Origin of the sequence: Flavobacterium celericrescens (assembly GCF_011392075.1) — a bacterium.
In the GTDB taxonomy this organism is placed as follows: Bacteria; Bacteroidota; Bacteroidia; order Flavobacteriales; family Flavobacteriaceae; genus Flavobacterium; species Flavobacterium celericrescens.
This window is the reverse complement of sequence record NZ_JAAJBV010000005.1, coordinates 131,547-156,339: the sequence shown is the minus strand read 5'-3', so window position 1 is coordinate 156,339 and position 24,793 is coordinate 131,547. Positions and strand designations below refer to the sequence as shown.

Sequence of the window (24,793 nt, the reverse complement as noted above, 5' to 3'; positions counted from 1 at the left end):
TTTAAATTTTATAATAAACCTCTACCTGATTTTTTTAATTTTCCGTCTTGTGTAAATTCTTTGACTAAGTTGTCTAAAATTCCGTTGATAAAAATACTACTTTTTGGTGTAGAATATTCTTTTGCAATCTCTAAATATTCGTTAATTGTAACTTTTGCAGGAATTGATGGAAATTTTAACAATTCACAAATAGCCATTTTCAAGATAATTGTATCGATTTCAGCAATACGTTCCACGTCCCAATTAGGCGTTTTATCAATATATTCTTTTGATAATTCAACTTCGTTTAAAACTGTTTTTCTAAATAAGTTTTTTACAAAATCTTTATCATCTTCATCTTTATACACTTTAGGAACAACTAAAGCATCGTCAACTGACTTTAATTGTTTAATTTGTTTTAGAATCAAAGTGTTAATTCCTGGCAAATCATCTACCCAAGTTAACTTATAATCTTCCAAATAGTCATATAATTTATCACTTGGAGCAATTACTTCTGTATATAAATCAGCTATAAAATATTTATCATCATCAAAGCTACCTTCTGGTTTTTGCATATATTTTTGATACAACTCACTAGCTTTAATCGATTCAATTAGCATCAAAATAATGTCGTCATTTTGTTTCCAATTGTTAATTTTTCGATCCTCTAAAGCTTCTTCTAATGCTTCAGACTCGGCTAACAATACTAAAACTTTATTTTGAACAAATTTTAAACTTGGATTGCGTTCTTCTTTAGTAGCTAAATGTTTTTTTGAAGCTAATTCCATGTAAATTTCTTCTTTCTTTTTGATTTCAATAAGTGCTGAAAGCAATAAAAGATACAAGTCTTGGGTGTTTTCGATACTTTGATACAAGAATTTTTCTTCTTTATCTAAATTATCAGATTGGTGTTGATGCATAGCATAAATACTTTGCATTACTTTTACTCGGATATGTCTTCTGTTTAACATACTAATTAAGAACTTTATAAAATTAAGAGAGCGAAAGAATAACTCCTTTCGCTCTGCAAAAATACAATTTTATTTAAAACGAATTACTTGTTTAACCCATTTTTTGTATCATCAATACGCTTTTGTGCCATTGAAAAAGCGGCTTGATGTGTTGTAATATTATTATCATCAGCAAATTTGAAAATCTCTAATGCTGTGTTATAGATATTTTCAGTTTTTTGCATCACTTGCTCTCTTGACCAATTTACAATTTCTGAATACACATTGATAACTCCACCTGCATTAATTAAGAAATCTGGTGCGTATAAAATACCTTTTTCTTTCAAAATTTTTCCATGAACCGCTTCATTAGCTAACTGATTATTTGCAGCACCTGCAATAATTGAAGCTTTAATTTTGTCGATTGTATTATCATTAATGGTAGCTCCTAAAGCGCAAGGCGCATAAATATCCACATCAGCGCTGTATAAATCTGCACCAGTAAATATTTTAGCTCCATATTTAGCACCTATTTGATGTACTCTATCTTCGTTAATATCAGTAACCGTTACGATTGCTCCACTTTCTGTTAAATGTTGTACTAATACTTCACCCACGTGACCAATTCCTTGTACTAATACTTTTTTACCTTCTAAATTATCTGAACCATATTTATATTTTGCAGCAGCTTTCATACCCATAAACACACCATAAGCAGTCACAGGCGATGGATTTCCAGAACCTCCTTTTTCAACAGAAATTCCAGCAACATGTTTGGTTACTTCACTAACAATATCCATATCTTTAGTTTCCATACCAACATCTTCTGCAGTAATATATTTTCCTGATAATGAGTCTACAAACTGTCCGAATTTAGTCATCAATTCAGGTGTTTTTTGAGTTTTAGCATCACCAATGATAACTGCTTTACCTCCACCTAAATTTAATCCAGAAATCGAGTTTTTAAAAGACATTCCGCGCGATAAACGTAAAACATCATTCAATGCTTCCCACTCATTTGTATAATTCCACATTCTTGTTCCTCCTAATGCAGGTCCTAAAACTGTGTTATGAATTCCAATAATTGCTTTTAATCCTGTATCTTTGTCGTGACAAAATACAACTTGTTCATGACCATCAAAAGAAACTTGACCAAAAACTGGGTCTACTTTATGAAGCTCATTAGCTTTTAATAAATCTGCTGTCATGTGATTTGATTTGGGTTGAAAATTATTCAATATTTGATTACAATATTACGGATAATTTTAAAATGAATTAAAAAATTATGTATTTTTTAATAATTTAGCAATGAAATGTTATAAAAAAGAATAATACTTCATTATCAATACATTAGCTTTTTAATGGATTTGATAAGAAAATGTTATGACATCTAAAAATACTATGAAAGAATTACAATATTTAAACAAATATTTTATCAAATATAAATATCGCTTCTTGTTGGGCTTATTTATAACTATTATCGCACAAATATTTTCTTTATTTACTCCAGAGCTTATTGGAAACTCCATAAAAGTGATTGAAGATTTTGTAAAATCAACGCATAAAGATGTTGGTTTATTAAAATATTCGTTATTAAAAAACATTCTTTACATACTGGCAACCACAATTATAGCTGGTTTTTTTACTTTTCTAATGCGTCAAACACTCATAGTGATGTCACGTTATGTTGAGTTTGATTTGAAGAATGAAATTTTTAATCATTATCAAAATTTGACTCAAAGTTTTTACAAACGCAATCGAACAGGCGATTTAATGAATCGAATTAGTGAAGATGTAGGCAAAGTAAGAATGTATGTAGGACCTGCCGTTATGTATTCTTTAAACACGGTTATGCGATTTACAATTGTAGTGGTGTATATGTACAATATTTCGCCGAAGCTTACCTTATATTCTTTACTTCCACTACCTTTATTATCGTATAGTATTTTTAAAATTAGTTCAGAAATTCATAAGAGAAGTGGTGCTTTTCAGCAAAATTTATCAAATTTATTTTCATTTACACAAGAAATTTTTTCAGGTATTCGAGTAATAAAAGCATATGCTATTGAAAATAAAAAGCAAGATGATTTTTTTGAACTAACAAAAGAAAGTAAGGCTAAAGCAATGGATTTAGCTAAAGTAAACTCATTATTTGGTCCATTAATGATTTTACTTATTGGCTTGAGTAATTTAGTAGTTGTTTATGTTGGTGGTTCTATGTACATTAACAACGATCCAGAAATAGAGAGTATTGGCGTAATTGCTCAGTTTATTTTATACATCAACATGCTAACTTGGCCAGTAGCTTCATTAGGCTGGGTATCTTCTTTAGTTCAAGAAGCCGAAGCATCGCAAAAGCGAATCAATGAATTTCTAAAAGAAGAACCAGAAATTAAAAATACCACTACTACACATTCTAAAATTGAAGGAACAATAGCTTTTAATAATGTATCTTTTATTTATGAAGACACAAACATCAAAGCTTTAGAAAACATTTCGTTTACCATCGAAAAAGGTAAAACATTAGCAATACTAGGGAAAACAGGTTCAGGAAAATCAACAATTCTATCCTTAATCAGTCGTTTATATGATGTAAATGACGGCTCGATTACCATTGACAATCAACCGATAAAGCATGTAAACTTGTATGACTTGAGAAATCAAATTAGCGTGGTGCCCCAAGATGCTTTTTTATTTTCAGATAGTATAAAAAACAACATCAAATTTGGCAATGAAAACGCCACAGATACCGAAGTAATTGAAGCTGCTAAAAAAGCTGTTGTTCATGATAATATTATTACTTTTAATGAACAATATGAAACTATTTTAGGCGAAAGAGGTATAACACTTTCTGGCGGACAAAAACAGCGCGTTTCGATTGCTAGAGCATTAATTAAAAATGCCCCTATTTTACTTTTAGATGATTGTTTAAGTGCTGTAGATACTGAAACTGAGGAGATTATTTTAAACAATCTTTTAGACTATTGTAAAGACAAAACAACAATTATTGTAAGTCACAGAGTTTCTTCAGCAAAAAATGCCGACATGATTTTAATTCTTGAAGACGGCAAAATAATTGAGCAAGGCACTCATAATCAACTCATAGAACATAATGGTTATTACAAAGAATTGTATATAAAACAACTTTCAGAAAAAGAAATTAACTAAACTATTGTTTTATACATTTTTTTTTTAGATTTTTGATTCGCTATAACTAATTAATTTGACAGTAGGATTATGAGAGAAAATGAAATGTTAGAAAAAGAAGATATTTTTTCTAAAGTATTGCGAGCAGGAAGAAGAACATATTTCTTTGATGTAAGAGCAACAAAAGCAGACGATTACTACATTACAATTACAGAAAGTAAAAAATTTACAGAAGAAGACGGTTCTTTTCATTTTAAGAAACACAAAATTTATTTATACAAAGAAGATTTTGCCGCTTTCAGAGAAATTTTAGACGAAATGGTAGATTTTGTTTTAGACCAAAAAGGTGAAGAGGTAATTTCTGAAAGACATCAGAAAGATTTTAAAAGAGAAAATTATGCTGAAAATACTGAAGAAGTAAAATCAGCCGAAAGTTTTACAAATATTGATTTTGACGATATTTAATAAAAAAAGCCCTGAAATTCAGGGCTTTTTTTATTATACTATCCATGGATTGTTTCTGTTTTACCATAACTTTGAATGATTTTTGCTTCAAAGTCTAACCATTCTTCCCAACGTTTTTTAACATCGTAACCTTCTTCAGCTAAATCATGTGCAAATTGCAAGAAAGACGTATAATGACCTGCTTCACTAATCATTAATTCTTTGTAAAAAACAGCTAATTCCTCATCTTTAATATTATCTGAAAGCACTTTGAAACGTTCACAGCTTCTTGCTTCAATCATAGCTGCAAATAGCATTCGTTCTACAATCAAATGCTTACGATTTCCGGGTTTCATAAACTTAAACAAATCATTTACATAACTATCCTTGCGTTCGCGCCCTAAAACCCATCCTCTTGCTTTAATAATTTCGTGAACTTGTTCAAAATGATCCATTTCCTCTTTTGCTATTTTAGTCAGCTCAGTGGTTATTTCTGTAAATTCTGGTAACAAATTAATTAGCATAATAGCATTTGAAGAAGCTTTTAATTCACACCAAGCATGGTCAGTTAGAATTTCTTCTAAATTTCCTTCAGCAATATTTGCCCATCTTGGGTCTGTTGGTAATTTTAAACGAAACATTTTTTTTGGTTAAAAGTTAAAAGTTGAAAGAAAAAAGTTTGCTTTTGACCGACTATAAATCTTATACTAATAACAAAATTATGGATACAAAATTAAGAAGATTATAGTTCTAATCCTAAATTAGAAATGTCCCATTTTTTTTCTTGATTGTATTGAATTTTTCCATTTTTAATTTCTAAAGGGCAATCAAAATTATTGGTATATAAACCTCCAGTTCCTAATCCTTGAGGCAACGGATTTTGCAAAATATAAGTAAATTGAGTGATCGAATTTAAGCCAATATTACTTTCTAAAGCCGACGTAATCCACCATCCAATATTGTACTTTTCTGCCACAGAAATCCACTCCAAAACACCATTAAATCCACCCACCAAACTTGGCTTTAAAATGATATATTGTGGCTGAATTTTAACCAATAATTCTTCTTTCTTATCACGTCCAAATACACCAATCAGTTCTTCATCCAACGCAATAGGAAAAGGAGTGGTTTTACACAGTTCTGCCATCTTGTCAGTATTGTTTTTTTGAATAGGCTGCTCTATACTATGTAATTCAAATCCAGATAATTGATTCAATTTATATAAAGCTTCACTTAAATCAAAAGCACCGTTAGCATCAACACGAATTTCGATCGTTTTTGCATCAAAATTTTGGCGAATAAATCGTAATAAATCCAATTCTTTTTCAAAATCTATGGCGCCAATTTTTAATTTTATACAGGTAAACCCTTGTACTAATTTTTCCTCAATTTGAGCTTTCATAAACAACTCATTTCCCATCCAAACCAGACCATTAATCTGCATGTTTTTTTCACCTTGCGTAAAAGCAGAAGGAAACAAATCAAAAGGTGTTTTTGAACCCAAAGAACGGAAAGCAGTTTCAACCCCAAACTGAATCGATGGGAATTCTATTAATGCTTCTAAAAGTTGTTTTTCACCTATATGAATATTACGACAAACCCATTGCAATTTTTCTTCATAATCGGGTCTATCGTCTATAGAAAGTGTTCTTAAAATACCACACTCACCTATTCCAATTTTTCCGTTTTCTTCCAAGATTAAAAACCAAGTTTCTTTCTCAGTCATCACACCTCTAGAAGTACCACTCGGTCTTTTGAAATTGAGAATGTATTTTTTGTAAGTTGCTTTCAAAATAAGGCTAAAAGTTTATGAGTTATAAGAAGTTTATTTTAATCGAACTTTCAACAACTTAATTATTTCTAATAAACAAGCTTGAGTACCTTCAAAATATTCTTCTTTTTTAAAATATGGAATGACTTGATTTTTAATAATATTCGTTGTTTCTTCATCAGAAATTAATAAAGTAATTCCGTCTCCATTTTGAATTCTAATTTGTCTATATCCATCAGAAATAGCAATTAAAACTCCATTTGATTTATCTTTTTTACCAACACCCCAAGTTCTGGCAATATGTAATGATAAATCTTCGAATTTTTCTTTAGAAACTTTAAATGTGTCAATAGTTACAATTGCTATTTCAACTGTTGTTTCTTTTTCAAAATTTGAAATAATTTGATTTAATTCTTTCTCTTCTATATCAGAAAATAAGTTTTCATAATCATTTGTCCAATTATATGGCTTAGGCAAATCATCCCAAAACACTTGTCGATATGACTCCAGAGAAACCGATTTTTTACTTTCTAACTTCAATGTATCAGTCGTTTGAGCTTTCATTGAAAAAGCTAAAAGAAAAATTAAAAGCTGAAAATACAATCTAATACTTGACATTGGTAAATTATTCAATAACTCTCAATATTTTCTTGAAGTCGTCTGTTGGTAATTCGTGTTTTTCAAAAGTTGTGAAATCCGATTTTGTTTGCGCTATCCAGGTTTTACCGTTAGATAAGCTTTCATGAGCATATTTTTTATGAATGTCTTTTGCATCAGAAATTCTATCCGTAAACAGATAAACATGCGCTAAATTCAACTGAAAATGAATCTCGGAAGGATTCAACTTTAAACCTTTATTGTAAGTTTCTTCTGCTTTAGTAAATTGTTTAGAAATTAAGTAATAATCGCCTAAAATTTCATAATCAATGTAAGTTGCTCTATTTTTTGCCATCATTTCTGTAGAAATAATAGTAATCGCTTCTTCATAATTCCCTTTTTGAAAAGCAGCAAATGATTTTTCACGAATAATATCATAATAAGCTTTTAGTTCGCCAGTGCTTTTCAAACTTTCCTCGGTTAGCTTATCAATTGCATTATTTTTCTCTACAGTCAATAATTGCAAAAAATCTCGATATGTGAACTTTTTTGCCATGTTTTCGATAAAAACTGCATAAAACTGGTCTTTTTTAGTCAATTTCGATACAACTGGAAGTTTTTTAGCAATTGTCAGAATCTCATTTTTTGTTGTTTTATCCCAACCCCTACTAGCTTTATAATCAACCCACGGCACCACTTCTAAAACAATTTTTTGATTCATTAGCCAATTTTGGCTTTCGAATCCGAACCACAAATTGGGTAAATTAGTCAAACATAGTGATGAAGATGAAATTAATTTTGCTTCTTTATTTACTTTTTCTTTTTGCTCAAAACAAGCTTTGTCTGTTTTTCCATCTTTAAAAAAAACATTGGCAGCGTTTGCTTCTTGAAATAAAGCATAAGTACATTTGTCATCACCTGAAATAGCTGATGTTAATTGAATAGCACCCGCAGTTCCTTGACTAATTCCTGTTGGATCTGGAATTGCTTTTAAAACTGAGACCAAACTTGATGTTAACTTTTGACCTTCATCTAAAAGCGTGATTCGGTACACAAATTCTGTTGTTCCTACTGGTAAATCTTCTGTTTTTATTAATGCTCGCTTTCCTGCAGAAAGACTTATTTCTTTTGTAGTTGCTCTTTCTTTATCCCAAAAACCATCGGTTTGAGCATAAAAAGTTGCTGAAAATAATAAGGCTGATACAGTGTATAAAATTTTGTTCATTTTAATTTTTAATAGATAAATACAATTTGGATGCCAAAGACTTATAATTCGATACTTTGTCCGATTTCTAACAACATTAAGTCTTTTCCTTTGTCGAAAAATTTACGTTTAGCTTCTTCGTGATTGATTTCGATATAACCAAAAGTATCAAAATGATAGCCCAATACTTTGTCACATTGCACAAAGTCTGAAGCAATTATAGCGTCTTCAACATCCATGGTAAAATTACTTCCAATAGGTAAAATTGCTAAATCTAATTTGGTTCGCATCGGAATAAGCTTCATATCCATTGTTAAAGCAGTGTCGCCAGCAATATAAATATTTTTATGCTCACCCTCAATAACAAATCCACCAGGCTGCCCACCATAGCTTCCATCAGGGAAAGATGAAGTATGATGTGCAATTACATATTTTACCGTTCCAAATTCAAAGTCCCAACTTCCACCATGATTCATAGGATGATAATTAAGCCCTTTATTTCCAAAATGCGAAGCAATCTCATAGTTAGACACAATTACTGCATCTGTGCGCTTCGCAATAGCCTCTACATCTAAAATATGGTCTTGATGAGCGTGTGTTAATAAAATAAAATCAGCTTCTAATGTATTAATATCAATATGAGAAGCTTTTGGATTTCCCGAAATAAATGGATCGACTAAAATGTGAACATCATTTACTGTAATTCCAATACAAGCGTGACCGTAGAATGTGATTTTCATAGTTTTTATTTTAGTGATTATATAATTAGTTTATGAAACTAAAGCAATACAAAATAATATACTTAAAGCAAATGTTCCAAGCGCTACTTTTTTAAGTTCTGGATCGAAATCTTCGTATTTTTTTGATTTTCTTACTTTTTCAAGATGCTTTAAAAAGAAAATAAAAACAAAAAAACTGAAAAATATTTGCTTACTAATTCCAATCGAAAATATAAATAATAAAACAAATGGAATCACAATTAAAAAATGTTGATATTTCTTAGCCCTTTCTAGCCCCATTTTTACCACCAACGTATTTTTTCCAGCAATTGTATCATTTTCAATGTCTCGCATGTTATTTAGATTCAGTACAGCCACACTCAATAATCCAATTGAAGTTGCTGGTAAAAATAATTTCCAATCGATAAAATGAGTGAACAAAAAATTAGAACCTATTACTGAAACTAATCCAAAGAAAATAAATACAAATACATCTCCAAATCCACTGTAGCCGTATGCTCCTTTGCCTACAGTATATTTAACTGCCGCACCAATAGAACCGATTCCTAACAAAATAAAAATTAAACTCAATGCAAAATTCTCTTTTCCAAAAGCAACATAAATTAGCAACAAAGCGATAATAAAAGTTAATATTGCAGTAATAATAACCGCTTTTCTCATTTGTTGCGCTGTTATAATTCCTGCTGCCACTAAACGCTTTTCCCCAATTCTATTAGCATCAGTCCCTTTTACACCATCTCCGTAATCGTTGGCATAATTGGACAACACTTGCAAGCCTAATGTAGTCAATAATGCTAAAACCACAATTCTCCAATCTGTAAACCCTTGATGGTAAGCATAGGCGCTTCCAACAATAATTCCAGAAACAGAAAGTGGTAAAGTTCTTAATCTTGCGGCTTGTATCCAAGGTTTTATATTCATTTTTACTTTGCGATTTGTATTATTAATATTGTAACTTGAATAGCTAATGATAGAAATAAAATTTTTGATTTTTTGAACTTCCTTGAAGAAATTAAAACAAAAGTCATAATTGGTAATCCAAAAATTAAAAGTATTAAAGGTAACCAAAGTATTTCTGCAATTATACCAATAAATTTATTTTCATAAACATTGATATTGTTTGTTAGAATCCAGAAAAACATGACTAATAAGCTAACAAAAAAAATAACGATGTCAATAGTTGATTTTTTATCTTCTTTCATGGTTTTAATCTAATATATTTACATCCAATTCTCTTCCGAAGTTTCAACTTGAAACAACCAAAGATTGACTAAATTTTTAATTTCAGTATAATTTCCTGTTGAAAAACTGATAGTTCCACCAGCAGTAGACAAAGTTATTGAACCAATATTTGTTCCTTTTTGCCAAAAAAACTGCTGTGTTGTAATTGCTTGAATTTTATATGGTTCCACAATATTATTTTCAATATCCCATGCCCCATTCTGTTTGATTATAAAATCATTTGAAACAAAAAGTTTGTAATTTTTAAAGGAAAACCAAAGTAATAACCCAGAAAAAAGCGCAAAAACACAAGCGTATAAAATCCATTCTTTCCAAGTAATAATTTTGGTATTAAAAACTAGTATTAACGAAATCAAAAGTGGCAAAACAAGTAGAAAAAATGAATTTATAGCTAATTTTCTCCAATTAGGTAAGTATAATTTTTCTCTTGTAGGAAGTTTTTTGTACAATAAATTTAAAATTGCATCACGCTCGTTAGCTGTACATCCAGGCACTTCAATTTTGTCTTTTTCTTTAACTTTTTCTACATCACTTGAAGCTTGATGCACTTCAATTGTTGTTACATCAAATTTTTTCTGAAAATAATTTTGGGTAATCTTAATTTTTTGAACCTTATTGGGATTCAACAATGTGTTTTTCGTAGAAATCAACCCGTAAGTTAAAATAATTGCTTGTTTACTCTTTTGAATCGTGAAATCAAAATACTTAATAACCGTTCTAACCAAATTAACAACCAATACTAATCCGACAATACTTCCTAAAACAATTGCTATTGAAGTTAGGATTGGTAATTTATCTAAATAACTCGTTACTTTATCTTCGTCAATTACTTCATTTTGAGAAAATTGCTGCAAATTTTCCATAATAGTGGTAAAAAACAGAAATAACAGCGCAAAACTTTTTACATAATTTGAAGTAAATCCAATTTTTATCAAACTTAATAATCCAATTTTAATAAATGAAGTTGGCGTGTTTTCTTCCAGAATTGTTTCAGCGATTTCACTTCTATCAAGTTGAGAATGATTAATCAATCGTTCTTTTAATATGGTAGCCAAATCATGAGAAATTGCACTTATTGAGGCTTCTTTTTTATCGCTTCCAGCAGTATCAATTTCTAATTTATGCACACCAACTAATCGTTGAATTAAGCTTTGATTAATACTTACTTGCTGAATTTTATGCAATTGAATGGTTATTCTGGTCTTATTTAAAACACCTTTTTGAATTACAAATTCATTCGATTCATCATCAATATGAAAGGTGAAAAAATAATATTGTAAATATGAAATTAAAGCTATAATCAAAATAGCAACAGTAATTCCTCCAAAAACAAAAAACTTATTGAGTGTTTCAATTTTTACAATCCAAATTAATAATATTGGCCAAAATGCACGAACCGATTTTTGCAAAGTATTGGCAAACATTACTACAATCCCCGGAAGTGACTGTCTTTGTGGTTGTGAAAAATCAGCAAATTTACTCATTAGAATCAGTGCTTAATGGTGCTGTAGGCTCACTTTCAATTCTTTCAGCTGTTGGATTTATTTTTTGAGAAACCAAATTTTTAATTTTTTGAGCCTCTTCTAGTAATAATCCAGGTATTTTTAGATCGGAACTACTTCCTCCTGCAGTAAACAACTCCACTGATGCTAACCCTAATTTTCGAGAGATAAATCCCTGATGCAAAGCCACATGTTGTACACGATTAAACGGAATTATAGTGGTAGTCTCCGAAATCAGGCCAGATTTATAAATAGCATCATGGGATCGAAAAGCATAACCAATTTTCTTAAAACTTTTTTTTGTAAAGAAAACTATTAATCCTAATAATAAGATAAGGGCAACAAATATACTTCCCCATACATTAATAGAAAAAATATCTTTTTTAAGAACAAAAACTGTAGCAAAACCGCCTAAAACCAATATAATAAGCAACGAAAAATTAAACAACATTACTTTTAAATAATTAGAATGCAACCCACGCAATTGTACTTCCTCAAACTTGGGTAATTCGTTAATTTCTATAGCTTCATTGGTAAAATTTGTCATTCTATTTTCTAATTTATGAACTCTATTTTTTTCTAAATTCTAATTTCTAAATTCTGACTTATAATATTAAGGTAGATATTTCTTTTCAAAATTTGGTTTACGTTTTTCTAAAAACGCATCTCTACCTTCTTTAGCTTCGTCTGTCATATAGGCTAAACGAGTAGCTTCACCTGCAAAAACTTGTTGACCAACCATTCCGTCATCCGTTAAATTCATAGCAAATTTTAGCATTTTAATTGATGTTGGTGATTTGGCTAAAATTTCTTGTGCCCATTCATATGCTGTATCTTCTAATTCAGCATGCGGAATTACGGCATTCACCATTCCCATTTCAAAAGCGTCTTGAGCTGAATAATTTCTACCTAAAAAGAAGATTTCTCTAGCTTTCTTTTGTCCAACCATTTTTGCTAAATAAGCAGAACCATAACCACCGTCAAAACTAGTAACATCGGCATCGGTTTGTTTAAAAATAGCGTGTTCTTTGCTTGCCAATGTTAAATCACAAACCACATGAAGTGAATGCCCGCCACCAACAGCCCAACCCGGAACAACACAAATTACAGCTTTTGGCATAAAACGAATCATACGTTGTACTTCTAAAATGTTTAATCTGTGGTAACCGTCTTCTCCTACATATCCTTGATGACCTCTTGCTTTTTGATCGCCTCCACTACAAAAACTCCAAATACCGTCTTTAGAACTTGGTCCTTCAGCAGATAGCAATACTACTCCTATTGATGTATCTTCTTGCGCATCATAAAAAGCTTCGATTAGTTCTTTCGTTGTTTTTGGGCGAAAGGCATTTCTAACATCCGGTCTATTGAAAGCTATTCTGGCAACGCCATTACATTTTTTATATGTTATATCTTCAAATTCTTTTGCGGTTACCCAATTAATTGTGCTCATAGTATTTTAATATATTCAATTGAAATTGTTTGTTAAAACTAAATTTCAGTAAAAATAAATCATTTTTTGCATTATATTGCAAGTCCAAAACAATTACTCTTATGAAAAAATTATATATCGGATTTCTATTTGCTTCTGGGCTATTTAGTGCATCAGCTCAAAACTATGAATTTCAAGAAGTTATTAACGTAGAATGCTTGCCTGTAATCTCTCAAGATATCACTGGAACATGTTGGAGTTTCTCAACTTCTTCATTTCTAGAATCCGAAATTATTCGCTTAACGGGAAGACAAATTGACCTTTCTGAAATGTTTCAAGCTAGAACCACCTATTTAGCTAAAGCTGAAAACTATGTTATGCGACAAGGAAAAGCAAATTTTAGCGAAGGAGCTTTGGCACACGATGTTTTGAATAGTGTTTCAGAATATGGATTGATACCAAATCGTTTTTATGATGGTTTAGGAGAAGGACAAACCAAACATAATCATGTAGAAATGGTATCAGTTCTTGAAGCAATGCTAAAGACATATGTTGAAAATCCAGCAAAAAAATTATCACCAAATTGGAAACAAGCAATTAATGCCGTTTTAGATATTTATTTAGGAAGTATGCCTACTAAATTTGAATTTGAAGGCAAAAACTATACTCCAAAATCTTTCGCAGAATTCACCAAAATTAAACCTGAAAATTATATTACTTTAACTTCGTTTACACATAAATCCTATTATAAATCATTTATTTTAAATATACCAGATAATTTTTCAAATGGAAGTATGTATAATTTACCTTTGGATGAATTCATTGCAAACATAGACAATGCGTTGGCTAACGGCTATTCGCTTTCTTTAGATTGTGATGTTTCTGAAGCTACTTTTTCGGGAAAATATGGTGTTGCGTTTATTCCAGAAAAAGAAGAAGACATTAAAACCGGTTTAGCCGAAATTATTACTGAGAAAAATATAACTCCTGAATTCCGCCAACAAGAATTTGAAAACCTTTCTACAACAGACGACCATTTAATGCATATTGTTGGAAAAGTAAAAGACCAAAAAGGAAATGTTTATTACAAAGTAAAAAACTCTTGGGGTAGTGATGATAAAAAAGTAGCAAATGGCGGCTACGTATATATGAGTGTAGCTTATATTAAATTAAAAGCCATCTCAGTTTTGGTTCACAAAGACGGTTTAGATAAAAAAACAAAGAAAGAATTAAAATTATAATACGCTATTTTCTTACCATATAATGATTAACAAATTTTCAAGCCTACTATTTATTATATTTTTAATTAGTTGCCAAAACAAACCCGACAAAAAGAAAGAATCAACCATCAAAGATAAAGACGGTAATGTTTCAGAATATGCAGTTGATTTTACACCACTAACAACTGTTTATAAGAAAAAAACAGCTGATGATTTAGAAATATTTTTCAATGAAAAATTTAATACTAAAGATTTTAGTGGTTCTTTTTTAGTGGCTAAAAATGGTGAAATTTTATACGAAAACTACAGCGGTTATGCCTATAAAGAAAAAGATATTAAAATCACCGCTGAAACTCCAATACATCTTGCTTCTGTTAGTAAAGTAATTACTGCCGTAACGGTTTTAAAACTTGTTGATGAAGGAAAACTAAAACTAGACGATTTTGTAACAACAATTTTACCTGAATTTCCTCATAAAGAGACTACTGTTAGAATGCTTTTAAATCATCGTAGTGGCTTAAGAAATTATGCCTACTTTACTGATGACAAAGGTGTATGGGATAAAAAGAAGCCCTTGACCAATCAAGATGTTTTAAGATTATTGGCTACAAAAGACATCGGTTTGGAATCAAAACCTGGAAGTCGTTTTGGATATTGTAATACTAATTATGCCTTATTGGCTCTAATTATCGAAAAAGTTACTAAAAAAACGTATACTCAAGTACTTCAAGAAAAGATTTTTGATCCTCTAGGAATGAAACATACATTTGTTTTTGATAATTTAGAAAACAAAGAAAAAGTTAGTCAATCCTATAAAAATAATTATCTAAGATTAGCCTTTGAATTTCTAGACCAAGTATATGGCGATAAAAACATTTATTCTACGCCACGCGATTTACTTCAATTTGATTTGGCGCTTTATTCTGAAAAATTCTTGAGCAAAAAAATGAAAGCCGAGATGTTTAAAGGTTATAGTTATGAAAGAAAAGGTACAAAAAATTATGGCTTAGGTATTCGAATGCTTGAATTTGAGACAGGTCAAAAATATTTCTTTCACAACGGTTGGTGGCATGGTAATACTGCGTCTTATGTAACTTTACAAAAAGATTCAGTTACGCTAATAGCTATTTCTAATAAATTTTCAAGAAAACCATATCAAACCAAACGATTAGCACCAAGATTTGGCGACTATCCGTTTGAATTTAATGACGAAGAAGGCGAATAAATTATCCTATTTTAACTGAAGTCATAGTCAATGAACCGCCAACTGCCTTGTCATTGAAAAATTCTACTTTGTCGTTTTCAGTTTGTAATGCTAAAATATAAAGTAACGGATAATAATGGTCTGGCGAAGGTATTGCTAAAGTTGCTGCTTTATTTAATTTTTCATATTGAATTAATTCTTTATGAAAACCATTTGTTATTTTTTCTTTGAAAATAGCATTCATTTCAAGTGCCCAATCATAACCATATTCAGGTTGATTTAATTTATCCCAAGCCACCATTCGTAAATTATGGACCATATTACCACTTCCGATAATTAAAACGCCTTTTTTACGAAGCGAAAGCAATTGTTTTGCTAATTCATAATGATAAGCTGCTGGTTTGTAATAATCAATACTCAATTGCAAGACGGGAATATCCGCATCAGGATACATGTGCTTTACAACTGACCAAGTGCCGTGGTCTAATCCCCAATCGTGATCTAATTCTACTGCCGGATTTGTGATTAATTTTTGAATTTCAGTTGCCAATTCAGGACTTCCTGGTGCTGGATATTGTACATCAAATAAGGCTTGAGGAAAACCACCAAAATCGTGAATGGTTTTTGGATTTGGCATTGCCGTTACCATTGTTCCTTTGGTTAACCAATGTGCCGAAACGACTACAACTGCTTTGGGTGTTGGAATTTCTTTTCCCATTTGCTGCCAACGTTTTGAAAACTCATTATCTTCAATTGCATTCATTGGTGAACCATGTCCAATGAATAAAACGGGAAGTTTTTCGTCTTCCTCATGTAATGATTTAGACCAATTATATAAAGGTTGAATTGATGCCATAGCTGCTCCTCCTGAAATTATTTTTATAAAATCTTTGCGATTCATTTTTAATATTTGTATATACAAATGTATAGATAAAATTTTGATTAAAAAACATTTAATGAAAATTTTAAGAAAACAACTCTATTTTAAAATAACGAAGTATAAAAATAATTGTCAATAAGTTTAAAACTAAACTTATCCAATAATAGCCATTAAAATCAGAAGGATTACTAGCAATTTCATATAAATTTATAAGAGGTAAAATTACAACACCTATCCAAATAGGAATCCAAATGATTTCGGTTTCAAAACCAATAAAATGAATGGTTTGAAAATTTTTAAAAATAGCAACAAAAGTTAGCAATAAAATAAATAAGCTAAGAAAAAGATATATTTTATTTTTTGTTGTCATTTTATACCAAATAAATTCCGTCTTCTTTGATTTCGATTAGTTTTTGTTTATATAAATTTCCAACGGCTTTTTTGAAATTCTTTTTACTCATTTTCAATACCGTTTTAATATCTTCAGGATGTGAATTATCCGTTAAACGCAAGAAACCACGATTGGCTTTTAATTCGTCTAAAATTACTTGTGATGATGGTTCGATAGCCTCTACTCCAACTTTTCGCAACATTACATCAATTTTTCCATCAGGTCGAATATTTTTGATGTATCCTTTGGTTTTCATTCCAGGTTTTACATCATCATACACTTCGTTTTTATAAGCTAAACCTTTGTGTTTTTGATTGATAATGCAATTAATTCCACCTTCAGTAATGTGTGAAATTAAAATATCCACCTCCTCATTGCGTTGTAAATCAATATTTTCATTGCTCAAAAATTGATTGGTTTTGCTAGAAGCTACTAAACGATTGGTTTTTTCATCCATATGCATATAAACCAAATAACGTTTTCCTTCTTCCATTGGACGTGCTTGCTCTTTAAAAGGAACAAACAAATCTTTTTCCAATCCCCAATCTAAAAAAGCACCAAATTTGTTGATGTAATTTACTTTCAAATGCGCAAATTCATTCAGTTTAATATAGGGTTTAAGCGTAGTCGCAACTGGACGCTCTTCATGGTCTAAATATACAAAAACCGTTAAATCATCACCAATAGAAAATTCTTTTGGAACATATTTATTAGGCAACAAAACATCGTCTTCTTGTGTTGCTTCGCTTCCTAAAAACAAACCGACTTTAGTATCTCTAAGTATTTTTAACGTATTAAACTCTCCTATATGTAACATAACAATAATAAATATGGACAAAGGTAAGCAATTTAAAAATTAGAAGTTTGAATTTAGAAATCAGAAATACAGAAAATATAAAAACCACAAATCAATTGCTGACTTGTGGTTTCTATAAAATATTTTCAATTGGTTAGATTCCGATTTCTACTTGGAAACGAACATACCAATTTTGTTTGTTGCTACCATCAAAATAATCTAAATCTGATAAGGTTACTTCACCTTGCAATTTAAAAGCATGCTCCCACAAATATTTAGTAACACCCAATGAATATTGCTTAGAATCTGGAGTTAACGCTTTAATATCATCGTGCATTTTTTGTGTAGAAACACGACCGATTATTTCATAATTTGTTGGAAACACATAACTCAATTGATAATCCATTCCGCTTCCAACAGGTACATAATTAAAATCTGTAATATCATCTGGATTAAAAGCTATTGGATCTTTTGCAGAACGTGACATGTAAGAAGACATTAAACTCCATCCATTATATTTTAGCATTGCGTCCAATAAAACAGATTTCATTGTTTTTTGTTCAAATAAATCATTTCCAAGTTGGCCTTGTGTTCTTCTAGCTAAGTTATTTTGGTGAAAAGCTCCAGATAACAATAATCTTGGTTTTTCCTCTCTTGCAACATCTCCTTCAAAATTAGTTCCATCTTTTTTGAAAGATCCAAAAGGCATTAATTCTAATTTTCCAGTCAAAGCAACTCCGTCATCTGCTGATTTAGTCCAGTTTCTTCCTTCTCCAGTTGTTACAGCTGTTTTTACATTGTATGAAAATTTATCTTTGTTTTCATTCAAATAATAAGCTTGAAAACCAAAATCTCTATCAATTGTAAAACGAGCATTATTAATACTTCTGTCTGTTAATTGTAATGCTCCTGAAGAATTTACACGTTGGCGATTTCCTGGCAATTTAGTTTGTCCAAAAAGGAAATTCCAATGTTTATTTGGTCGGTAAAAAATAGCGGCATCTCTAATGATATTGATATTTTCTCCATCATGAACTTCACCAACATCACCTGGAGCAAACGATAATTGAATTACATATAAAAAATGTGGGTTCCCTACATATCCATCAAAACGTAAACGCAAACGTCTAATTTCTCCAGAATATGCAGCATCTTCACCCTCATTTTGAATAAAAGTCACTCTATTTTGCATTCTAAAACGAATATTTAACTGAAATAAACTATCTGGCGATGTTATTCCTAGTCCTTTTCCATAACTATAATATGGAAGTGCAGCCAACTTTAAATCGTTGTCTTTTGTGATTACTTTTACATCCTGAGCGACAGTAATTGTACTGATTATCAACAATAAAAGTGTTACTAATTTTTTCATATGTTATGTTGTTGTATATTTTGTGCAAACTTAACATCAAATCAATGTTAAGTATGTTAAGTAAATATTACCTTTGCAAAAAATTAACGTTATGTCAAACATATATATTGGATATCATTTTACAATCTGCCCTTTAGAATTAGGTAGTGAAATATTAATTGCCGAATTAGGAGAAAAAGCTTTTGAAAGTTTTATAGAAACTGAAACAGGAATTTCTGCCTATGTTCAAAAAGATTTATGGAATGAAAACATTTTAGATGATATTCAAATATTAACCAATCCAGAATTTACAATTGAATATACTTTTGAAGAAATTGAGCAGGTAAATTGGAATGAAGAATGGGAAAAAAACTTTGAACCTATCGAAGTAGATGGAAAGTGCCATGTAAGAGCACCATTTCATGAAAAAACCGCAGCTGAATTTGACATTGTAATTGAGCCAAAAATGAGTTTTGGAACTGGACATCATGAAACAACACACATGATGATTCAACATATTTTGGAAACTGATTTTACCAATAAAAAAACCTTAGATATGGGATGTGGCACTGCAATTTTAGCCATTTTAGCTGAAATGAAAGGCGCACAACCAATCGATGCTATTGATATAGATAATTGGTGTTACTTAAACTCAATTGAAAATGCGGAACGTAATAATTGCAAACACATTTCAGTATATGAAGGCGATGCTGATTTATTAGTTGGAAAAAAATATGACATTATTATTGCAAACATTAATCGTAATATTCTATTAAATGACATGCAAGCATATGTAAATTGTTTAAACGAAAATGGTATTTTATTTTTAAGTGGCTTCTACACTGAAGATATTCCTGTTATTTCGGAAAGTTGTACTTCAAAAGGTTTGACTTATGAAAAACAATTTGAAAGAAATAATTGGGTGGCATTAAAATTTAGAAAATAGAATTTTGTTGTTTACAATTTAAATTTTATTTTTGTAATACAAGTTTCAAACTAAAAGAAAATGAGCACGATAGAAAAAGTACAAGAAAAATTTTTAGAAGAAGAAGCAGTTGGTGTAAACAATGAAATTGTATTACACAATGATGATGTAAACACATTTGACCATGTTATTGATACTTTAGTTAGAGTATGTAAACATGATGATTTACAAGCCGAACAATGTGCGTTATTAGTTCATTATAAAGGGAAATGTACTGTAAAAACTGGTCCAATTGATGAGTTAAAGCCTCAATGGCTTGGTCTCATAGATGCAGGATTAAGTGCAGAAATTATATAAAAAAAAGTCCCGATTGAATCGGGACTTTTTTTTAACTCATTTTTCCAATCGCGCAACTCACATAGGATTTAGCTTTTGAACCTAAAGTATTCGCTTCACCATCTTCTGGATAGCCTAAAGATTTTAATTTATCTTTTACCTCGATTAGAATTTCTTCAGATTCGTATTTTAAAGTAACTGAACTTTCTTCAACATTTACCAACACGTTAGTTACATTTTCAATTGAAGTAATATTTTTGGTAATTGTATTTGCACAACCACCACATTTTAAATTTTGTATGTATATTGTAGTTTCCATAATATTTTGATTTTATTTCTTCTCAAAATTACAAAAACCACAAACAATATAAGTGCAACATTTGTTACTTTAACGAAACTTTAATGAGGCAAATAATCTTTTAATAAGCCATAAATATAAGTTCCTAATAAAGCTCCTAGCAAGACTACAGCAATTGCATAGGTTCCTGTTCCTAATAATATAAAAATTGGTCCAGGGCAACTTCCTACCAATGCCCATCCTAAACCAAACATTGATCCTCCAATTATATATCTCCAAAAACCTCTTTCTTTTTCAATAATTTTAATTGGAAAACCATTGTAATCTTTTAGTTTTTTCTTTTTTATAATTTGTAACCCTATAATCCCTGTAAATAGAGCCGTTCCAATAATTCCAAACATATGAAACGATTGAAAATGAAACATTTCATAAATACGGTACCAAGAAACAGCTTCTGCTTTAGTTAAAACAATTCCGAAAAAAACTCCTGTTAGAAAAAATCTCGCTAACTTCATACTTATACTGCTTTAAAGATTATTGGTAAAAGATAATGTGCCATAACTAGACCTCCGATAAAAAAACCAATTACAGCCACAAGCGAAGGCAATTGTAAATTACTCAACCCTGAAATTGCATGACCCGATGTACATCCACCAGCATAACGAGTTCCAAAACCAATTAATAAACCTCCTATCATTAGTAACGCAAAACCTTTTGGAGTTTGTAACATTTCAATACTAAAAATAGCATCTGGTAATAATTTACCGTTAGGTGCATCAATTCCTAATGTTTGCAACTGTGCAATAGTATTAGGATTCAAATTAACACCACTTGCATTTGACAAAAAATGATAGGCAATAAATCCACCAACAATAGTTCCTAATACAACTGCCAAACTCCACTTATGCTCACGCCAATCCATTTTAAAGAAGTCGCTAAACTTACCAGCACCAGCCATAGAACACAATGTTCTTAAATTTGAAGACATTCCAAACGATTTTCCAAAATAAGTTAAAATAAGCATTGTTATTCCGATTAAAAAACCAGAAATAGACCAATGCCAAGTTCCGTAGATAAATTCCATATTTTTTTTGCAAATTTGTACAAAAATAGAAATTAAGATTGGTTTATGTAACAAATGTTACAAAATAGGCTAATTTTGATGTAACAATAAATAGCAATAGAAACATGAAAAAATTTGCAATAGAAATTAAATGGGCAATCATCTCAATTATTATTTTCTTAGCTTGGATGACTTTAGAAAAAGAATTAGGTTTTCATTCTGAGAAAATAAAATGGCAACCACTATTTAACTTATTGTATATTTTTCCAACATTTGTTCTATATTTTTTAGCGCTACGTGAAAAAAAGAAAAAATACTATAACAACAATATTAACTGGAAACAAGGATTAATCTCTGCCATTGTAATTTCATTTATAATTGTACTTTTTAGCCCAATTACTCAATTTATTACACACGAATTTATTAGCCCAGATTTCCTTGAGAACACAATAAACCAAATTGTTTTAAGTAAAAAACTAACTTTAGAAGAAGCTAAAGAATACACCACTTTAACCAGTTCAATTTGGAAAAACATTTCTGATGGATTATCATTTGGTGTTGTAATTGGCGCGATTGTTGCATATATTTTAAAAACAAAAACTACAGATTCAATAAGTAAATAATTTAGTATGAAATATTTTTTTTCAATTGTAACAGCACTTCTACTAACTAGCTGTGTAAGTACGAAATCAACTATAAAAAATGTTGATAGCACAGCAATTCGTCCTTTGATAAAAGACAAAGCCTATCTTATTACGGAATATGCTTCAGATGAAAAGTATGGCTATGACCAAGATTATCCAATAAATATTGGTTTTATCAATGAAAAACAAGAAGATATCAACATTCAATATTTTTTCAACGGATTAGAGGGACCAAATGGAGAGAAAATTAATTATAAAAAAGTCGAAACTTGTTGCCCTTTTCCTACCAAAAACAGTTTAATGGGCGCTGGAACGATAGGCGTTTATGAAATTACATTTGAAGGAAGTCAGAAAAAGATAACACTATATTTCAATACTTTTGAAAAAGGAAAAATAGTGTGTCCAAAAGGATTTAAAATAAAAACAACAACAAGTAAATAATAATAAAAAACATTTTTTTATTCTGTAACATAAGTAACCTTTTAAACTGCTGTTTAGAAGGTTTTTCTTTTTATCTTTGCAACTTCAAAATCAACACAAATGAATTTACAAAACATTCCACAAATTAAACATACTGAGAGTGGTAACTTTTTTTTACTAGCTGGACCATGTGCCATCGAAGGAGAAGAAATGGCAATGCGAATTGCTGAGAAACTAGTTACTGTTACTGATAAATTACAAATTCCATACGTATTCAAAGGTTCTTTCAAAAAAGCAAATCGATCTAGAATTGATAGTTTTTCTGGAATTGGAGATGAAAAAGCGTTAAAAATATTACAAAAAGTTTCAAAAGAATTTGGTGTTCCAACAGTAACTGACATTCACACTAACGAAGACGCTGCAATGGCTGCCGAATATGTTGATGTTTTGCAAATTCCTGCTTTTCTTGTACGTCAAACAGATTTAGTTGTAGCTGCTGCTAATACTGGAAAAACAGTTAACTTGAAAAAAGGACAATTTATGAGTCCAGAAAGTATGAAACACGCTGTTCAAAAAGTATTAGATTGCAATAATCAAAACGTGATGGTTACAGATAGAGGAACCATGTTTGGTTATCAAGATATGATTGTTGATTTTAGAGGAATCCCTACAATGCAACAATATGCTTCTACAGTATTAGATGTAACTCATTCACTACAACAACCTAATCAAACAACAGGTGTTACCGGTGGTCGTCCAGATATGATTGAAACCATTGCAAAAGCTGGAATTGCAGTTGGTGTTGATGGAATTTTCATTGAAACACACTTTGACCCTGCAAATGCTAAAAGTGATGGAGCTAATATGTTACACTTAGATTATTTTGAAGGATTAATGACCAAACTAGTAGCTATTCGCAAAACCGTAAATCAATTTTAATTTTTTATAACTTCAAATGAAACATCCATTTTTAATGGTTGTACTAACTTTTTGTGTTTTTTCACAGTACACCTTTTCGCAAGAAACAGTCGAAAATCCTGAAAAATACACGAGTAAAAACAAAGGTAAATTTTATATTTTTTGGGGAGGAAACCGCGAATCTTATTCAAGATCAGACATCCGTTTCAAAGGTGCTGATTATGATTTTACCATTTATGATGTTGCTGCACATGACAAACCAAAAGGTTGGCATTGCGACTATGTAAATCCATTACGTATGACCATTCCTCAAACTAATTTACGTGTAGGTTATTTCATTACAGACCATTACAACATTTCCATAGGTGTAGATCATATGAAATATGTGATGTATAATGACAGAACTGTAAATTATTCTGGTTATTATCCAAATGCAGGTACATATAACGAAAATCCAACAGCTGATGAATTAACATTAGACGAAGATTTTTTAACCTTTGAACACACTGATGGTTTAAATTATGTAAATACTGAATTTTCTCGCGTAGATGATATTTCTGGAATTTTTCGATTACCAAATACTGATAAGTTCCAAATTAATATCACTGAAGGTTTAGGAGCAGGATTGTTGTATCCAAAAACAAACACTAAACTTTTAGGAAAAGAAAGATATGATGAATTTCATATTGCCGGATATGGAGTATCTGCAAAAGCAGGATTGAATTTCACCTTTTTCAAATATTTCTTCATTCAAACAGAATTAAAAGGTGGTTATATAGAAATGAATGACATTAGAACCACAAGTGATTCAGCAGACAAAGCAGAACAACATTTCTGGTTTCTTCAAAGAATGATTAGTGTTGGCGGTATTTTTAGAATTTAAATATATAATAATCCTATTGTGAAAAAATCAGTAAAAATCATTGCGATAGCAATTGTAGGTATTATTACTTTATATTTTTGCTTCATAGCCTATTCTGGTTATACCATCAAACAGAATGAAGCCTATAAAGTTGCTATTTCTGCTATTGAAAAAAACACGGTGATTCAATCAAAAACAGGTGGAATTATTGGTTATGATGCTTTTCCAAGCGGCAGTATTTCAGAGAATGAAGCTGTTTTATTGATTACTGTTAAAGGAAAGAATAAAGATGCTAAAGTAGTCGCAATGCTCACCAAACTATCTGGTAATCAATGGCGACTATACCAAATGATGAATGATTTTAAGTAACAAATAATAAAATACTAGACTAAAGCCTAACTTAAAAAAAAGTTAGGCTTTTTTTATAAAAAAAAGTTTGCTCATTAAATTTATTATTATTTACTTTGTATTTCAAAG

At 30.5% G+C, this 24,793-nt stretch carries 30 protein-coding genes; 11 read left to right on the top strand and 19 right to left on the bottom strand.

The features are described 5' to 3' along the window. Positions 1-8: 8 nt before the first annotated feature. Together nusB and G4L40_RS08515 are read right to left on the bottom strand one after the other, a co-directional pair. Positions 9-950 (bottom strand): transcription antitermination factor NusB, encoded by a 942-nt coding sequence (nusB, locus tag G4L40_RS08520; RefSeq protein WP_394367766.1) that lies wholly within the window; start codon positions 948-950, stop codon positions 9-11. An 83-nt stretch (positions 951-1,033) separates the two neighbouring features. Beyond that, positions 1,034-2,137 carry a Glu/Leu/Phe/Val dehydrogenase gene (locus G4L40_RS08515; RefSeq protein WP_166236777.1) on the bottom strand — a complete coding sequence of 368 codons (1,104 nt, stop codon included), beginning with the start codon at positions 2,135-2,137 and terminating at the stop codon, positions 1,034-1,036. 193 nt (positions 2,138-2,330) lie between these two features. Between G4L40_RS08515 and G4L40_RS08510 the strand changes: the two genes are divergently transcribed. Both G4L40_RS08510 and G4L40_RS08505 read left to right on the top strand, forming a co-directional pair. Continuing rightward, on the top strand, positions 2,331-4,097 hold the full coding sequence (locus G4L40_RS08510; protein ID WP_166236776.1) for an ABC transporter ATP-binding protein: 1,767 nt from the start codon (positions 2,331-2,333) through the stop codon (positions 4,095-4,097). A 69-nt stretch (positions 4,098-4,166) separates the two neighbouring features. After that, positions 4,167-4,541 carry a PUR family DNA/RNA-binding protein gene (locus tag G4L40_RS08505; RefSeq protein ID WP_166236775.1) on the top strand — a complete coding sequence of 125 codons (375 nt, stop codon included), beginning with the start codon at positions 4,167-4,169 and terminating at the stop codon, positions 4,539-4,541. A 38-nt stretch (positions 4,542-4,579) separates the two neighbouring features. On the opposite strand, the gene miaE is transcribed toward G4L40_RS08505, so the two are convergent. From miaE to G4L40_RS08455, 10 genes are all read right to left on the bottom strand, one after another. Continuing rightward, positions 4,580-5,161, bottom strand: a complete 582-nt coding sequence (gene miaE, locus G4L40_RS08500; RefSeq protein WP_166236774.1) for a tRNA-(ms[2]io[6]A)-hydroxylase — start codon at positions 5,159-5,161, stop codon at positions 4,580-4,582. A gap of 101 nt (positions 5,162-5,262) precedes the next feature. Continuing rightward, positions 5,263-6,312 carry an o-succinylbenzoate synthase gene (locus G4L40_RS08495; RefSeq protein WP_166236773.1) on the bottom strand — a complete coding sequence of 350 codons (1,050 nt, stop codon included), beginning with the start codon at positions 6,310-6,312 and terminating at the stop codon, positions 5,263-5,265. 33 nt (positions 6,313-6,345) lie between these two features. Further along, positions 6,346-6,909, bottom strand: a complete 564-nt coding sequence (locus G4L40_RS08490; RefSeq protein WP_166236772.1) for a TPM domain-containing protein — start codon at positions 6,907-6,909, stop codon at positions 6,346-6,348. A gap of 7 nt (positions 6,910-6,916) precedes the next feature. Beyond that, entirely contained in the window at positions 6,917-8,113 is a 1,197-nt protein-coding gene (locus G4L40_RS08485) for a tetratricopeptide repeat protein (protein ID WP_166236771.1), read from the bottom strand. 41 nt (positions 8,114-8,154) lie between these two features. Beyond that, positions 8,155-8,832, bottom strand: coding sequence for a metal-dependent hydrolase (locus G4L40_RS08480; RefSeq protein WP_166236770.1), 678 nt, complete (start codon positions 8,830-8,832; stop codon positions 8,155-8,157). Between the two features lie 30 nt (positions 8,833-8,862). Then, positions 8,863-9,753 carry a 1,4-dihydroxy-2-naphthoate octaprenyltransferase gene (gene menA, locus G4L40_RS08475; RefSeq protein ID WP_207785351.1) on the bottom strand — a complete coding sequence of 297 codons (891 nt, stop codon included), beginning with the start codon at positions 9,751-9,753 and terminating at the stop codon, positions 8,863-8,865. 2 nt (positions 9,754-9,755) lie between these two features. Beyond that, positions 9,756-10,034 (bottom strand): hypothetical protein, encoded by a 279-nt coding sequence (locus tag G4L40_RS08470; RefSeq protein ID WP_166236769.1) that lies wholly within the window; start codon positions 10,032-10,034, stop codon positions 9,756-9,758. An 18-nt stretch (positions 10,035-10,052) separates the two neighbouring features. Then, entirely contained in the window at positions 10,053-11,558 is a 1,506-nt protein-coding gene (locus tag G4L40_RS08465) for a PH domain-containing protein (protein ID WP_166236768.1), read from the bottom strand. Beyond that, entirely contained in the window at positions 11,551-12,123 is a 573-nt protein-coding gene (locus G4L40_RS08460) for a PH domain-containing protein (protein WP_166236767.1), read from the bottom strand. The genes G4L40_RS08465 and G4L40_RS08460 overlap by 8 nt, the downstream gene beginning before the upstream one ends. Positions 12,124-12,189: 66 nt before the next feature. Then, positions 12,190-13,029 (bottom strand): 1,4-dihydroxy-2-naphthoyl-CoA synthase, encoded by an 840-nt coding sequence (locus tag G4L40_RS08455; RefSeq protein WP_166236766.1) that lies wholly within the window; start codon positions 13,027-13,029, stop codon positions 12,190-12,192. A gap of 101 nt (positions 13,030-13,130) precedes the next feature. On the opposite strand from G4L40_RS08455, the gene G4L40_RS08450 reads away from it, so the two are divergent. Together G4L40_RS08450 and G4L40_RS08445 are read left to right on the top strand one after the other, a co-directional pair. Continuing rightward, complete coding sequence (locus G4L40_RS08450) at positions 13,131-14,249, top strand: C1 family peptidase (protein WP_166236765.1); 1,119 nt, start codon at positions 13,131-13,133, stop codon at positions 14,247-14,249. 22 nt (positions 14,250-14,271) lie between these two features. Further along, entirely contained in the window at positions 14,272-15,453 is a 1,182-nt protein-coding gene (locus tag G4L40_RS08445) for a serine hydrolase domain-containing protein (protein WP_166236764.1), read from the top strand. A gap of 1 nt (position 15,454) precedes the next feature. Here G4L40_RS08445 and ygiD read toward each other — a convergent pair whose 3' ends face one another. From ygiD to G4L40_RS08425, 4 genes are all read right to left on the bottom strand, one after another. Continuing rightward, complete coding sequence (ygiD, locus tag G4L40_RS08440; RefSeq protein WP_207785353.1) at positions 15,455-16,288, bottom strand: 4,5-DOPA-extradiol-dioxygenase; 834 nt, start codon at positions 16,286-16,288, stop codon at positions 15,455-15,457. A 109-nt stretch (positions 16,289-16,397) separates the two neighbouring features. After that, entirely contained in the window at positions 16,398-16,682 is a 285-nt protein-coding gene (locus tag G4L40_RS08435; protein WP_166236762.1) for a hypothetical protein, read from the bottom strand. Position 16,683: 1 nt separating this feature from the next. Continuing rightward, positions 16,684-17,520, bottom strand: a complete 837-nt coding sequence (locus G4L40_RS08430; RefSeq protein WP_166236761.1) for a CvfB family protein — start codon at positions 17,518-17,520, stop codon at positions 16,684-16,686. A gap of 133 nt (positions 17,521-17,653) precedes the next feature. After that, on the bottom strand, positions 17,654-18,871 hold the full coding sequence (locus G4L40_RS08425) for a porin (protein WP_166236760.1): 1,218 nt from the start codon (positions 18,869-18,871) through the stop codon (positions 17,654-17,656). Between the two features lie 91 nt (positions 18,872-18,962). On the opposite strand from G4L40_RS08425, the gene prmA reads away from it, so the two are divergent. Beyond that, on the top strand, positions 18,963-19,796 hold the full coding sequence (prmA, locus tag G4L40_RS08420; RefSeq protein WP_166236759.1) for a 50S ribosomal protein L11 methyltransferase: 834 nt from the start codon (positions 18,963-18,965) through the stop codon (positions 19,794-19,796). 60 nt (positions 19,797-19,856) lie between these two features. Further along, positions 19,857-20,132, top strand: coding sequence for an ATP-dependent Clp protease adaptor ClpS (locus G4L40_RS08415; RefSeq protein ID WP_166236758.1), 276 nt, complete (start codon positions 19,857-19,859; stop codon positions 20,130-20,132). Positions 20,133-20,163: 31 nt separating this feature from the next. Here G4L40_RS08415 and G4L40_RS08410 read toward each other — a convergent pair whose 3' ends face one another. From G4L40_RS08410 to G4L40_RS08400, 3 genes are all read right to left on the bottom strand, one after another. Further along, the gene (locus tag G4L40_RS08410) at positions 20,164-20,430 is read right to left on the bottom strand and encodes a heavy-metal-associated domain-containing protein (protein ID WP_166236757.1); all 267 of its coding nucleotides are present in this window, start codon (positions 20,428-20,430) and stop codon (positions 20,164-20,166) included. A gap of 80 nt (positions 20,431-20,510) precedes the next feature. Next, complete coding sequence (locus tag G4L40_RS08405; RefSeq protein WP_166236756.1) at positions 20,511-20,924, bottom strand: DUF6691 family protein; 414 nt, start codon at positions 20,922-20,924, stop codon at positions 20,511-20,513. A gap of 2 nt (positions 20,925-20,926) precedes the next feature. Further along, a complete protein-coding gene (locus G4L40_RS08400; protein WP_166236755.1) occupies positions 20,927-21,493 on the bottom strand; it encodes a YeeE/YedE family protein in 567 nt (188 codons plus the stop codon). Between the two features lie 104 nt (positions 21,494-21,597). Between G4L40_RS08400 and G4L40_RS08395 the strand changes: the two genes are divergently transcribed. The 5 genes from G4L40_RS08395 (at position 21,598) to G4L40_RS08375 (ending at position 24,685) form a co-directional block, all read left to right on the top strand. Next, on the top strand, positions 21,598-22,095 hold the full coding sequence (locus tag G4L40_RS08395) for a DUF4199 domain-containing protein (RefSeq protein ID WP_166236754.1): 498 nt from the start codon (positions 21,598-21,600) through the stop codon (positions 22,093-22,095). 6 nt (positions 22,096-22,101) lie between these two features. Then, the gene (locus G4L40_RS08390; RefSeq protein WP_166236753.1) at positions 22,102-22,557 is read left to right on the top strand and encodes a 2-dehydro-3-deoxyphosphooctonate aldolase; all 456 of its coding nucleotides are present in this window, start codon (positions 22,102-22,104) and stop codon (positions 22,555-22,557) included. Positions 22,558-22,656: 99 nt separating this feature from the next. Further along, positions 22,657-23,475: a 3-deoxy-8-phosphooctulonate synthase gene (gene kdsA, locus G4L40_RS08385; RefSeq protein WP_166236752.1), complete on the top strand. Its 819-nt coding sequence runs from the start codon at positions 22,657-22,659 to the stop codon at positions 23,473-23,475. Between the two features lie 16 nt (positions 23,476-23,491). After that, the gene (locus tag G4L40_RS08380; protein ID WP_166236751.1) at positions 23,492-24,337 is read left to right on the top strand and encodes a hypothetical protein; all 846 of its coding nucleotides are present in this window, start codon (positions 23,492-23,494) and stop codon (positions 24,335-24,337) included. A gap of 18 nt (positions 24,338-24,355) precedes the next feature. Beyond that, entirely contained in the window at positions 24,356-24,685 is a 330-nt protein-coding gene (locus tag G4L40_RS08375) for a hypothetical protein (protein ID WP_166236750.1), read from the top strand. The last annotated feature ends 108 nt before the right edge of the window (positions 24,686-24,793 follow it).